This window comes from [Roseibacterium] beibuensis (assembly GCF_039542305.1).
Lineage (GTDB): Bacteria > Pseudomonadota > Alphaproteobacteria > Rhodobacterales > Rhodobacteraceae > Roseibacterium > Roseibacterium beibuensis.
This window is the reverse complement of record NZ_BAABHW010000006.1, coordinates 1-11,827: the sequence shown is the minus strand read 5'-3', so window position 1 is coordinate 11,827 and position 11,827 is coordinate 1. Positions and strand designations below refer to the sequence as shown.

General features: G+C 65.0%; 13 protein-coding genes. 9 read left to right on the top strand and 4 right to left on the bottom strand.

Annotated features, from left to right (window positions below; translation table 11 throughout):
- Positions 1-95 precede the first annotated feature (95 nt).
- From ABD923_RS16360 to ABD923_RS16345, 4 genes are all read left to right on the top strand, one after another.
- Positions 96-410, top strand: a complete 315-nt coding sequence (locus ABD923_RS16360; protein ID WP_259553436.1) for a DUF6958 family protein — start codon at positions 96-98, stop codon at positions 408-410.
- An 84-nt stretch (positions 411-494) separates the two neighbouring features.
- The gene (locus tag ABD923_RS16355) at positions 495-1,409 is read left to right on the top strand and encodes an SPFH domain-containing protein (protein ID WP_425584034.1); all 915 of its coding nucleotides are present in this window, start codon (positions 495-497) and stop codon (positions 1,407-1,409) included.
- On the top strand, positions 1,406-1,696 hold the full coding sequence (locus tag ABD923_RS16350; protein ID WP_259553438.1) for an NfeD family protein: 291 nt from the start codon (positions 1,406-1,408) through the stop codon (positions 1,694-1,696). Before ABD923_RS16355 ends, ABD923_RS16350 begins: the two co-directional genes overlap by 4 nt.
- Positions 1,686-1,820, top strand: coding sequence for a hypothetical protein (locus tag ABD923_RS16345; protein WP_259553439.1), 135 nt, complete (start codon positions 1,686-1,688; stop codon positions 1,818-1,820). The genes ABD923_RS16350 and ABD923_RS16345 overlap by 11 nt, the downstream gene beginning before the upstream one ends.
- Here ABD923_RS16345 and pyrF read toward each other — a convergent pair.
- The gene (gene pyrF / locus ABD923_RS16340; protein ID WP_345229538.1) at positions 1,817-2,506 is read right to left on the bottom strand and encodes an orotidine-5'-phosphate decarboxylase; all 690 of its coding nucleotides are present in this window, start codon (positions 2,504-2,506) and stop codon (positions 1,817-1,819) included. The genes ABD923_RS16345 and pyrF overlap by 4 nt on opposite strands.
- Before the next feature lie 150 nt (positions 2,507-2,656).
- Between pyrF and ABD923_RS16335 the strand changes: the two genes are divergently transcribed.
- Together ABD923_RS16335 and clpB are read left to right on the top strand one after the other, a co-directional pair.
- Positions 2,657-4,102 carry a hypothetical protein gene (locus ABD923_RS16335; protein ID WP_345229537.1) on the top strand — a complete coding sequence of 482 codons (1,446 nt, stop codon included), beginning with the start codon at positions 2,657-2,659 and terminating at the stop codon, positions 4,100-4,102.
- A 224-nt stretch (positions 4,103-4,326) separates the two neighbouring features.
- Positions 4,327-6,942 (top strand): ATP-dependent chaperone ClpB, encoded by a 2,616-nt coding sequence (gene clpB, locus ABD923_RS16330; protein WP_259553440.1) that lies wholly within the window; start codon positions 4,327-4,329, stop codon positions 6,940-6,942.
- A gap of 76 nt (positions 6,943-7,018) precedes the next feature.
- Here clpB and ABD923_RS16325 read toward each other — a convergent pair whose 3' ends face one another.
- Positions 7,019-7,516, bottom strand: a complete 498-nt coding sequence (locus ABD923_RS16325) for a fasciclin domain-containing protein (protein ID WP_259553441.1) — start codon at positions 7,514-7,516, stop codon at positions 7,019-7,021.
- Positions 7,517-7,591: 75 nt separating this feature from the next.
- Positions 7,592-8,074, bottom strand: coding sequence for a fasciclin domain-containing protein (locus tag ABD923_RS16320; RefSeq protein WP_259553442.1), 483 nt, complete (start codon positions 8,072-8,074; stop codon positions 7,592-7,594).
- 239 nt (positions 8,075-8,313) lie between these two features.
- Between ABD923_RS16320 and ABD923_RS16315 the strand changes: the two genes are divergently transcribed.
- From ABD923_RS16315 to msrQ, 3 genes are all read left to right on the top strand, one after another.
- Entirely contained in the window at positions 8,314-9,777 is a 1,464-nt protein-coding gene (locus tag ABD923_RS16315) for an FMN-binding glutamate synthase family protein (RefSeq protein ID WP_405048331.1), read from the top strand.
- A 144-nt stretch (positions 9,778-9,921) separates the two neighbouring features.
- Positions 9,922-10,830: a protein-methionine-sulfoxide reductase catalytic subunit MsrP gene (msrP, locus tag ABD923_RS16310; RefSeq protein ID WP_259553443.1), complete on the top strand. Its 909-nt coding sequence runs from the start codon at positions 9,922-9,924 to the stop codon at positions 10,828-10,830.
- Positions 10,831-10,834: 4 nt separating this feature from the next.
- Entirely contained in the window at positions 10,835-11,473 is a 639-nt protein-coding gene (gene msrQ, locus ABD923_RS16305; protein ID WP_259553444.1) for a protein-methionine-sulfoxide reductase heme-binding subunit MsrQ, read from the top strand.
- 123 nt (positions 11,474-11,596) lie between these two features.
- Here msrQ and ABD923_RS16300 read toward each other — a convergent pair.
- Positions 11,597-11,827 (bottom strand): hypothetical protein (locus tag ABD923_RS16300; protein WP_345229536.1); only part of this gene is annotated, 231 nt, incomplete at its 5' end.

The window sequence follows — 11,827 nt, the reverse complement described above, 5'->3', positions numbered from 1 at the left end:
TAAAAGATAGGCGTTGGATCGCCGGTCCGAAAGCGCGCAGATGCGGAGGGCTGCGAATATCGGCTATGATAGGTTGACCGATGACACCGGGGGCCATGATGCCGGACCGAGAAATGATCGCCTGCCGCACACCCGCCGAGGGCAAGGAGGGTGTCACCAACATCCCCGCCTGGAAATACAAGGCCGTGCGCCGCGCCATCCTGCACGCGGTCGAAGGGGCGGGGGGCGATGGCCTGCCCTTCGCGGAACTGACGGTCGCGGTGCGATCCCGCCTGTCAGGGGATGAACTGGCGCGGCTGGGCGCGCTGGGGCGGCATTGCACGACGGTGAAGCTGAACATGGAAGTCGAGGGCGAGATCGCCCGCCTGCCCGGACCCGGTCCGCAACGCCTTGTGCGCGGCACGCGCTGAACGCGCGAGGGTGGGGAAATCCCGCCCCCGTTTCCCGTGTGAAAGCGCTTTGCCCGGCGGTATCTTCGGGGCATTCTCCGCCGCATGAAGCCGGAAGATACCGATATGGATATTGATATGATTACCGATCTCGTAGGCGGGAACCTCGTGGTTCTCCTGCTGGCCCTTTTCATCATTCTTTGCGTGTTCCTTGCGATCCGGATCGTGCCGCAATCCGAGCAGCACGTGGTGGAACGCTTTGGCCGGCTGAAAGCCGTGCTTGGGCCGGGGATCAACTTCATCGTGCCGTTCCTGGACAAGGTGGCGCACAAGGTCTCGATCCTGGAACGCCAGTTGCCCAATGCCAGCCAGGACGCGATTACCGCGGACAACGTGCTGGTGCAGGTGGAAACCAGCGTGTTCTACCGCATTCTCGAACCTGAAAAGACGGTCTACCGCATCCGTGACGTGGACGGCGCCATCGCGACGACCGTGGCCGGTATCGTGCGGGCCGAGATCGGCAAGATGGAACTGGACGAGGTGCAGTCGAACCGCTCCACGCTGATCGCGACGATCAAGACCAGCGTCGAGGATGCCGTCGACAACTGGGGGATCGAGGTGACGCGGGCCGAGATCCTCGATGTGAACCTCGACCAGGCGACGCGCGACGCGATGCTGCAACAGCTGAACGCCGAGCGTGAACGCCGGGCCGCCGTGACCCGGGCCGAGGGGCAGAAGCGCGCGGTCGAGCTTCAGGCCGATGGTGACCTCTACGCCGCCCGCCAGGAGGCCGAAGCCCGCCGCGTGCAGGCGGATGCCGAGGCCTATGCCACGGGCGTGGTCGCCGAGGCCATCGCCAAGGGCGGGTTGGAAGCCGTGCAATACAACATCGCGCTGGAGCAGGTGAAAGGTATCACCCGCATGGCCGAAGGGCAGGGCACGCAAACCATCGTGGTGCCCGCCGACGCGGCAGATGCCTTTGGCAAGGCGTTCCAGATGCTGAAAGGGCGCAGCACATGACCCTTTGGAGCGAATGGTGGGTCTGGGGCGTCGCCGCGATCGCGCTGGCGGTGGGCGAGGTGATCCTGCCGACCTTCGTGCTGTTGGGGTTCGCCATCGGCGCGGCGGTTGTCGCCCTGTTGTTGCTGGTGGGCGGTCCGCTTGCGGTCTGGCTGGGCGGGTCGATCCCGGCGCTGCTGCTGGTCTTTGCCGTGATCTCGCTGATCTCGTGGCTGGGGCTGCGGCAGTGGCTGGGCGTCTATCGCGGGCAGGTGAAGACCTTCGATCGCGATATCAATGACGACTGACCTGTCGGCCTATGCCGATCTGTCCGAGGCGGACCAGGTCATCCTGGGCCTTGCGGCGCGGTTCTGGTTGCCGGGCAGCTTTGCCTTCCGGGCCGAGGCGTTGGACGGGCTGACGCCGGCCTAGGGCAGTTCGGCCAGAACGGCACGGGCGGCGGCGGCGGGGTCTTCCGCCTGCCAGATGGGCCGCCCGATCACGATATGATCCGCCCCTTCCGCGATGGCGGCAGCCGGCGTGGCAATGCGCTTCTGGTCGTCCTGCGAGGAGCCGGCGGGGCGCACGCCGGGGGTCACGATCAGCCGCCCCTCGGCTTCGGGCAGGGCGCGGATCGCCGCGGCCTCGTTCGGAGAGGCGATCACACCGTCCGCCCCCGCGGCAAAGGCGCGCGCGGCCCGCTCGATCACCATGTCGCGGACATCGCCCGCCTGCATCATTCCGTCATCCAGGTCGCTGCGGTCGAGCGAGGTCAGGATCGTCACGCCAAGGATCTTGAGGTTCTTTCCGGCGGCCCCTTCCTTGGCGGCGCGCACCACGTGCGGGTCGCCATGCACGGTCAGGAAATCGAGGTCGTATTGCGCAAGGCCGCGCACCGCCGCTTCTACCGTGGCTCCGATGTCAAAGAGCTTCATGTCGAGGAAAATGCGTTTGCCATGTTCCTGCTTGAGTTCGTTGGCCAGGGCGAGGCCGCCGCCCGTCAGCATCCCGAGCCCGATTTTGTAAAATCCGACGGCGTCGCCGATGCGGTTGGCCAGTTCCAACCCTTCGAGCGCATTCGGCACGTCGAGGGCCACGATCAGACGGTCATCGGACATCGGAAACTCCCTGCTTGGTTCGGGTGTCTGTCGCGTCTGACACCCCGTGCTGTCAAGCAGTGTTGCATCGCAGCAAATTCATGTAAGGTCCGGAACAACGACCGGGAAACGCGCTTTGATGCAACTTGGTGCTTAACGGAGGTAGCCGAGATGTCTGAGGATAAACCCGACAGTGGGTTTTCGACACCGGTCAAGGGCGGGATTGCCGCTCTGGTCGCGCTGGCGTTCATTATACTGGGGATCGATTTGGCCAATGGCCCACGCGAAAATGACGTGGACGCCGAGCAAATCGCCATGGTGGAAGACGCCGTTGTCGAGGGCGAAGAGGCCGCGGTGACGGACGACGCTGCCACGGCAGCGGAAGAAACTGAGATGGCGGCCGACGAGGCCACCGAGGATGCGGCGGAAGCGGAGGGTGAGTCGCCCGAAGCCGCCGAAGCCGGGGACGGCGCAGACGCCGCCGCCGAGGCCGAGACGGTCGAAGAGGGTGAGGAAGCTGCCCCCGAGATGGCCCAAGAGGCATCTGACGAAGGCACCGAAGCCGAAGCTGCCGTGACGGAAGACGCTGCTGCTGCCGAAGACGGCACCGAAGCAGAGGCCACCGAAGAAACTGCCGTTGACGAAGAAGCCGTTGACGAAGCTGCTGCCGAGGGCGAAGGCACCGATGCCGCGGCACCGGAAGCCATGGAAGCGGAAGCTGCGGCCGACACCACCGAGGCCGCTGCGACGGATGAGGCGGTTGAAGCCGAAGGGACCGAAGCCGCCACCGATGCGGCGATGACGGAAGAGGCACCGGAAGCAGAAACGGTTGCCGCAGAGGAAGAGACCACGGAGCCGGAAGCAACCGAGGCCGAAGCTGCCGAAGACGCCGCTCCGGCAGAGGACGCGGCTGAGGCTGCCGAAGGCGACGCGGCTGCGACCGAAGAGGGCGAAGAGGCCACCGAAGAGGCTGCGGCCGACACGGAAGGCACCGAGCCCGAGGCGACTGAAGGTGAAGCCGCCGAAGCCGTTGCTCCGGAAGCGGAAGGCACCGAGGCCGCCGAAGGCGACGCCGCTGCAACCGAAGAGGGTGAGGCCGCTGCCGCTGACGAAGGCGACGCTGCTGCAACCGAAGAAGGCGACGCAGCCGCCGCTGAAGGTGAAGAAGCCGCTGAACCCGAAGCCGCCGAAGGTGTAGCCGAGGAAGCCACGGTCGAAGACGGCACCGAGCCTGCTGCCGAGGAAGAGGGCGTCACGCCCGCGACCGAGTCGACGCAGACCGATGCCGCCCCGGCGATCCCGGCCTCCGAGCAGGACGAGACGCCTGCCGCCGCAACCGGCGCAGAGGACGGTGCCGCCACCGAGCCTGCCGAGGGTGAGGCCGAGGCCGCCCCTGAGGCGACCGAGCCCGCAGCCGAAGAGGCAACGGCCGAAGCCGCTCCGGCCTATGAGCCGTCGGCAGAGGAACTGGAGATCCTTCGCCAGATCTCGGTGGCCAGCCGGGCGGCTGTCGAGCAGACCGAGATTGCCCGCGCCGCCAGCGCAGCCGCTGCCGCCGCACAGGCCGATTTCGAGCGCCTTCTGCAAGAGCTTGAGGCCATGCGCGCAGCCGAATAAGCGCGCATTGCCGAAAATTAACGAAAGGGCGCCTTCGCGGGCGCCCTTTCATATGTCTGAACGGTCCTGTCCGGGACGTGCCCGGCGATAGTTGGCGATTGAAAACACCGGCCCATCGCTTGCAGCGCACCGGCCCGCTTCCCATATCCTTGGACGAGGCCCCACCAAGGCCATGCCGCAAAGCGGGTGGTTATCTCGGGGGCGCTTGGAAAAGGAGAGACGTGATGAACTTGGAGAAGTTCACGGATCGTGCCCGCGGTTTCCTTCAGGCCGCGCAGACGATTGCACAGCGCGAGGACCATCAGAAACTGGTTCCCGAGCACTTGCTGAAGGCCCTTCTGGATGACGACCAAGGCATGGCTGCCAACCTGATCCAACGGTCGGGGGGCGCTCCGGCGCGCGTGCGCGAGACGCTGGATGCAGCGATGGCGAAATTGCCCAAGGTGACGGGCGATGGCGCGCAGGTCTATCTGGACAAGCAGACCGCCAAGGTTCTGGACGAGGCCGAGAAGCTGGCCGAGAAGGCCGGCGACAGTTTCGTTGCGGTGGAGCGTGTGCTGACCGCTCTGGCCATGGTGAAATCCGGCGCCAAGGACGCGCTGGATGCGGGTGCGGTGAACGCGCAGGCGCTGAATACCGCGATCAACGATCTGCGCAAGGGGCGCACGGCCGACAGCGCCGGGGCCGAGGACAATTACGATGCCCTCAAGAAATACGCCCGCGACCTGACCGAGGCTGCGCGCGAAGGCAAGATCGACCCGATCATCGGCCGTGACGAGGAAATCCGCCGCGCCATGCAGGTGCTCAGCCGCCGGACCAAGAACAACCCCGTTCTGATCGGGGAACCCGGCGTCGGTAAAACCGCGATTGCCGAGGGCCTCGCCCTGCGGATCGTGAATGGCGACGTGCCCGAAAGTCTGCGCAACAAGACGCTGATGGCGCTGGACATGGGCGCGCTGATCGCCGGTGCGAAATATCGCGGTGAGTTCGAGGAGCGTCTCAAGGCGATCCTGTCGGAAATCACGGCCGCCGCCGGTGAGATCATCCTGTTCATCGACGAGATGCACACGCTGGTCGGCGCGGGCAAGACGGATGGCGCGATGGATGCCGCCAACCTGATCAAGCCGGCGCTGGCGCGGGGCGAGTTGCACTGCGTGGGGGCGACGACGCTGGATGAATACCGCAAATACGTCGAGAAGGACGCGGCGCTGGCCCGCCGGTTCCAGCCCCTCGTGGTCGAGGAGCCGACGGTCGAGGACACGGTCAGCATCCTGCGGGGCATCAAGGAGAAGTACGAACTGCACCATGGTGTGCGGATCTCGGACGCTGCCCTGGTGGCTGCCGCGACGCTGAGCCATCGCTACATCACCGACCGCTTCCTGCCCGACAAGGCCATTGACCTTATGGACGAGGCCGCCAGCCGGTTGCGGATGGAAGTGGACAGCAAGCCCGAGGAGCTCGATGCGCTGGATCGTCAGATCCTGCAAATGCAGATCGAGGCCGAGGCGCTGAAGAAGGAAGACGACCAGGCATCCAAGGACCGGCTGGAAAAGCTGGAAAAGGAACTGTCCGACCTGCAACAGCAATCCGCCGAGATGACGGCCAAGTGGCAATCCGAACGCGACAAGCTGGAAAGCGCGCGGGGCCTCAAGGAAAAGCTGGACCACGCCCGCGCCGAGTTGGAGCAGGCGAAGCGCAATGGCGATCTGGCCAAGGCCGGGGAGCTGTCCTACGGCGTGATCCCGCAGCTTGAAAAGCAGCTGGCCGAGGCCGAGGCGCAGGATGACGAGGTGATGGTCGAAGAGGCCGTCCGCCCCGAGCAGATCGCCGCCGTGGTCGAGCGTTGGACGGGCATCCCGATGTCCAAGATGCTGGAAGGCGAGCGCGAGAAACTGCTGCGCATGGAAGAGGAGTTGGGCCGCCGCGTGATCGGTCAGACCGCTGCCGTGACCGCCGTGTCGAACGCGGTGCGCCGCGCGCGCGCAGGCTTGCAGGACGAGAACCGCCCGCTGGGGTCGTTCCTGTTCCTCGGGCCCACGGGTGTCGGCAAGACCGAGTTGACCAAGGCGCTGGCCGAGTACCTGTTCGATGACGATCAGGCGATGGTCCGCATCGACATGTCCGAGTTCATGGAGAAGCATTCGGTCGCCCGCCTCATCGGCGCGCCTCCGGGCTATGTCGGCTATGACGAGGGTGGCGTGTTGACCGAGGCCGTGCGTCGGCGCCCCTACCAGGTGATCCTGTTCGACGAGGTCGAAAAGGCCCACCCCGAGGTGTTCAACGTCCTGTTGCAGGTGCTGGATGACGGGATCCTGACGGACGGGCAGGGCCGCACGGTCGACTTCAAGCAGACGCTGATCGTGCTGACCTCGAACCTCGGGTCGCAGGCGCTGAGCCAGTTGCCCGACGGGTCAGACCCCAGTCAGGCCAAGCGCGATGTGATGGACGCCGTGCGCGCCCATTTCCGGCCCGAGTTCCTGAATCGTCTGGACGACATGATCGTCTTCGACCGCCTGACGCGCGAGGATATGGACGGGATCGTCCGCATCCAGCTGAGGCGTCTGGAACGGCGTCTGGCGCAGCGCAAGATCACGCTGGACATGGACGAGGCCGCGATGAAGTGGCTGGCCGACGAGGGCTATGACCCGGTCTTCGGGGCGCGTCCGCTGAAGCGCGTGATCCAGACCGCGTTGCAGAACCCGCTGGCCGAGATGATCCTGGCGGGTGACGTCAAGGATGGTGACACGCTGCATGTCGGCGCCGGAACCGACGGCCTGATCGTCGGGGATCGCGTCTCGGCCTCGAACCGTCCCAAGCCGGATGATGCCGTGGTGCACTGAGTGCCGATACAGAATTGGGAAAGGCCCCGTGCATCGCGCGGGGCCTTTCTCGTTTTTCGGAAGGATGGTTGCCGGATCAGTGCGGCAGGAGAACGCCGTCGATGATGTGCACAACGCCGTTCGAGGCGAAGACATCCGCGGTGGTGACGGCGATATTGCCGTTCAGATGCACGCCGCCCCCGCGACCGTTCATGCGAATGGTGCTGCCCTGCACGGTGGGCAGAACGCCGCTTTGTCCGATCAGCGCCTCGGCCGGGTAATAGTCGGCGCTGACGTGATAGGTCAGCACGTCGGTCAGCGCGGCGGTATCGGCCAGCAGGCTGTCGAGCACGCCATGGGGCAGGTGCTCGAAGGCGCGGTTGGTCGGGGCGAAGACGGTGAAGTTGCCATCCGCCGAAAGCGTATCGACCAGGCCGGCGGCCTGAACGGCGGTGACGAGCGTGGAGAGATCGGGCGTGGCGGCAGCAAGCTCGACGATGGTCTGCGAGCCGGTCACGGCGCGGGCCGGGACCGAAAGGGCCAGTGGCGCGGCAAGCGTTGCGGCGGTTGCGGTGATGAATTGACGACGATCCATGGTGGTCCCCTTCTTGAATTCTGATTTGGATGCAAAAAGGCCGGGCGCGTTGGCCCGGCCTTGTCGATCAGCGCCTTACATCGGCGGCATGATCACGCTGTCGATGACGTGGATCACGCCGTTCGAAGCTTCGATGTCGGCGGCGGTCACGGTTGCATCGTTGACCATCACGGTGTCCCCGAGGGTGATGGTGATGTCCGAACCTTCCACCGTTGCGGCGGTCATGCCGTCCGACAGGTCACCCGACATGACGGCGCCGGGAACCACGTGGTAGGTCAGGATGGATACCAGCTGGTCGCGGTTCTCTTCCATCAGAAGCGACTCGACGGTGCCTTCGGGAAGGGCGGCGAAAGCTTCGTCGGTCGGCGCGAAGACGGTGAACGGACCTTCGCCCGAAAGCGTCTCGACCAGGCCGGCGGCTTCAACGGCGGCGACGAGGGTGGTGAAGGTGCCGGCTTCGACAGCGGTTTCAACGATGGTCATGCCGCCATGGGCTTCGGCAAAGGCGGGGCCGGCGAGGGCGGTGGTGGCGGCGAGTGCGATAAGGGTGTTGCGCATTGGTCGTCTCCTGTTTTCCAGTTAGAAAGCGGGCACCGATACCGGCCCCGTCGCAGCGGGAGATGCGCGCGCCCCTTGCGGTTTCAACATAGGCGTTTGCCTGCCTATGGCCTTGACGGGTGGTCTTTTTCGCCTAAGCCACGCCGATTTCCGGTTTCCATTCAAACCCGTGTGATATGAGTTGAGGCGACGTGACCCAACCTGTCACAAATCGCGGGCAATCGTGTGGGGGTATAGCCTTGGCCTGGTATCTTGAAGCACTGGCACTGGCCTTCTGGCTGGTGATCGGGTTCGCGGCGCTGCTGGCGGTGATCGTCTTTCTGATTGACCGGATGCAGACGGGCGACGCGATCCGGCGCAATTACCCCGTCATCGGGCGGTTCCGTGGACTCTTCACCACGCTGGGCGAGTTCTTTCGCCAATACTTCTTCGCCATGGATCGGGAGGAGTTGCCGTTCAACCGCGCGCAGCGCGACTGGGTTGCTCATGCCGGGGCCGGTGGATCGAACACGCGGCCTTTCGGATCGACACGGAATATCGAGGTGGTTGGCACTCCGCTGTTCACGCCCGACCCGTTCCCGCCGCTGGACGATCAGTTCGCCAGTTCCGAGCCGATGCAGATCGGCCCCCATGCGACGATCCCCTACGAGGCGAAAAGCTTCTTCAACATCTCGGGGATGAGCTATGGCGCGATCTCGGCCCCGGCGGTGCGCGCGCTCAGCCGGGGCGCGCGGATGGCCGGGATGTGGATGAACACCGGGGAAGGGGGGCTGTCGCCCTATCACCTGGAGGGGGAGGCCGACCTCGTCTACCAGATCGGAACGGCGAAATACGGGGTGCGCGATGCCGAGGGCAACCTCGACGACGCCAAGCTGCGGGCGATTGCCGAACACACGCAGGTCAAGATGTTCGAGCTGAAGCTGGCGCAGGGGGCCAAGCCCGGCAAGGGCGGCATCCTGCCCGCCGCCAAGATCACGGACGAGATCGCCGAGATCCGCGGCCTGCCGAAAGGGCAGGACGGGATCAGCCCCAATCGTCACCGCGAGGCGGGCAATATCGGCGAGCTTCTGGACCTGATCGGCCATATCCGCGACGTCACCGGCAAACCCACGGGGATCAAGACCGTGATGGGCGACCCCGAGGATTTCCGGTTGCTCTTCGACGAGATCATCCGGCGGGGCGCGGAATGCGCGCCGGATTTCATCACGCTCGACGGCGGGGAGGGGGGCACCGGCGCCGCGCCGATGCCCCTGATGGACCTTGTCGGCCTGTCGATCCGCGAAGCCCTGCCGCGCCTGACGGACATGCGCAACCGCGCGGGCCTGCGTGACCGGATACGGCTGATCGCCAGCGGCAAACTGGTGAACCCGGGTGACGTGGCCTGGGCCCTGGCGGCGGGGGCGGATTTCGTGGTCTCCGCACGCGGGTTCATGTTCGCGCTGGGCTGTATCCAGGCCCTCAAGTGCCACAAGAATACCTGCCCGACGGGCATCACCACCCATGATGAACGCCTGCAGGCGGGGCTGGTTGTGCAGCAAAAGGACAAGCGCGTGGCGAATTACGCCAAGGGCATCGTGAAAGAGGTCGAGGTGATCGCCCACTCGGTCGGCGTGTCCGAGCCGCGCAAGCTGCGCCGCCGCCATGTTCGGCTGGTGCAGCCGAACGGGTCGTCGATGCCGATGGACCAGCTGTATCCCGCCTGAGACGCCCCCGCGCGTACGCGGTCTCCACAGGCACACGCCAAAACACGCGACCTGAACAGTTTCGTGAGATTGCGTGTCAGATGTTGGGTCAAGCCCATCTATCGGGGCAGAACACACGCAAGCCGATAGAAAGGGAGGTTCCGCATGGCCCGCCGCTACACATCCGACCTGACCTGGGATGACGTCACGCCCAAGGCGCTGTTCCTGAACCGCCGCCAGATCATGGCCGGCGGTGGTGCCCTGGCCGCGTCGGGCATGATGGGCCGTGCGGCCCATGCGCAGGACAATGACCTTCAGCTGAACAGCTGGGAAGAAATCACCACCTACAACAACTACTACGAGTTCGGCACGCGCAAGAACGATCCGGTCGAGAACGCCCATATGCTGACGACGCAGCCCTGGTCGATCGAGATCGACGGGATGGTCGAAAATCCCGGCACCTATAGCCTCGAAGACATCCTGTCCGAGGTCGAGATTGAGGAACGCATCTACCGCCTGCGCTGCGTCGAGGCGTGGTCGATGGTCGTGCCTTGGAACGGGTTCGAACTGGCCGATCTGCTCACCCGCGTCGGCGTGCAGGACGGCGCGCGCTACGTCGCCTTCCAGACGGCGAACCGCCCCGAAGAGATGCCGGGCCTGCGGGTGCCGGTTCTGGACTGGCCCTATCGCGAGGGGTTGCGCCTCGACGAGGCGATGCATCCGCTGACCATCATGGCGACCGGCATCTACGGCGAACCGATCCCGAACCAGAACGGCGCGCCGATCCGGCTGGTGGTGCCATGGAAATACGGGTTCAAGTCGATCAAGTCGATCGTGCGGATCACCCTGACCGATGAACAGCCCTATGCCAGCTGGAATGCATCGCAGCCGCGGGAATACGGGTTCTATTCCAACGTGAACCCCAACGTGGATCATCCCCGCTGGAGCCAGGCGACCGAACGCAGGGTTGGGGGCGGCCTGTTTGCGCGCCGCATCCCGACCTTGATGTTCAACGGCTACGAGGAGGAGGTCGCCTCGCTCTACGAGGGGATGGACCTGGCGGAGTATTTCTGAACCGATGGCAAGTCTTGGCCAGATGGCGGCGCAAAGCGACATGGTGCAGGGCCTGAACGCCGGACTGCGCCGGGTGCCCCCATGGGTGCTCTATCTGGCCGGGGCCGGATGGGCGGGTTGGTTGTTCTACCTTGCCGCGACCGGTGGCCTGGGCGTCGAGCCGATCGAGGCGCTGGAGCATCGTTATGGCGAGTTGGCCCTTCAACTGATCGTCGTCGGATTGGCCGTGACACCCCTGCGCCGGCATCTCGGCGTGAACCTGATGCCGTTCCGGCGGGCCATCGGCGTGCTGACCTTCTTCTTCGTGCTGGCCCATTTCCTGGTCTGGGCCATCCTCGACGTGCAGACCCTCTCGGCGGTCTGGGCCGATATCCTCGAACGGCCCTACGTGACGATCGGCATGGGGGGCTTTCTTCTGCTGCTCCCGCTGGCGGTCACCTCGAACAATTGGTCGGTGCGCAAACTGGGCGGAGCCGCGTGGCGCCGCGTGCACAAGCTGGTTTACCCGGCGGCTGTGCTTGGGGCGGTTCACTATGTGTGGCTGGCAAAGGGCTTCCAGATCGAGCCACTGGTTTACCTGGGGCTGATCCTGGTGCTGCTGGCGCTGCGGAGTCGTCCCAAGGCGACTCGCTTGGCCCGGTGAGTCACCCGCGACTCGGCGGAGTCGCAGCGCCCACGGGGCATATCTGGGGAGAAGCTTGTGAGTAACCACAAGCGACCCAAGGTAAGCTTCCGTCCCGAGCCAAATGAGTCGACTTGTCGGTTATCAAATCTGGCCGATCCAGAGGCTCAATAAGCCATGGGATATTCTCCAAGGCATTGAAAAGGCGTATTTTTCCAGCCCATAGCGAAAAAATGACATGTTTCTGCAAAAAACCACTTGCGGGTCTTTGGCGCTATCCGTAAACACCCCTTCACCGGCGGCGCTGAGGCGCTGACGGGACGCCAAGCGGGTCTGACGCGGACGAAGCGGATGGGTAGCGCGGCACAACATTTG

What these genes read in the sequence shown, in the direction of transcription:
- ABD923_RS16360 (WP_259553436.1), top strand. Translation starts at nt 96, where the DNA reads ATGATGCCGGACCGAGAAATGATCGCCTGCCGCACACCCGCCGAGGGC.
- ABD923_RS16355 (WP_425584034.1), top strand. Translation starts at nt 495, where the DNA reads ATGAAGCCGGAAGATACCGATATGGATATTGATATGATTACCGATCTC.
- ABD923_RS16350 (WP_259553438.1), top strand. Translation starts at nt 1,406, where the DNA reads ATGACCCTTTGGAGCGAATGGTGGGTCTGGGGCGTCGCCGCGATCGCG.
- ABD923_RS16345 (WP_259553439.1), top strand. Translation starts at nt 1,686, where the DNA reads ATGACGACTGACCTGTCGGCCTATGCCGATCTGTCCGAGGCGGACCAG.
- pyrF (WP_345229538.1), bottom strand. Translation starts at nt 2,506, where the DNA reads ATGTCCGATGACCGTCTGATCGTGGCCCTCGACGTGCCGAATGCGCTC.
- ABD923_RS16335 (WP_345229537.1), top strand. Translation starts at nt 2,657, where the DNA reads ATGTCTGAGGATAAACCCGACAGTGGGTTTTCGACACCGGTCAAGGGC.
- clpB (WP_259553440.1), top strand. Translation starts at nt 4,327, where the DNA reads ATGAACTTGGAGAAGTTCACGGATCGTGCCCGCGGTTTCCTTCAGGCC.
- ABD923_RS16325 (WP_259553441.1), bottom strand. Translation starts at nt 7,516, where the DNA reads ATGGATCGTCGTCAATTCATCACCGCAACCGCCGCAACGCTTGCCGCG.
- ABD923_RS16320 (WP_259553442.1), bottom strand. Translation starts at nt 8,074, where the DNA reads ATGCGCAACACCCTTATCGCACTCGCCGCCACCACCGCCCTCGCCGGC.
- msrP (WP_259553443.1), top strand. Translation starts at nt 9,922, where the DNA reads ATGGCCCGCCGCTACACATCCGACCTGACCTGGGATGACGTCACGCCC.
- msrQ (WP_259553444.1), top strand. Translation starts at nt 10,835, where the DNA reads ATGGCAAGTCTTGGCCAGATGGCGGCGCAAAGCGACATGGTGCAGGGC.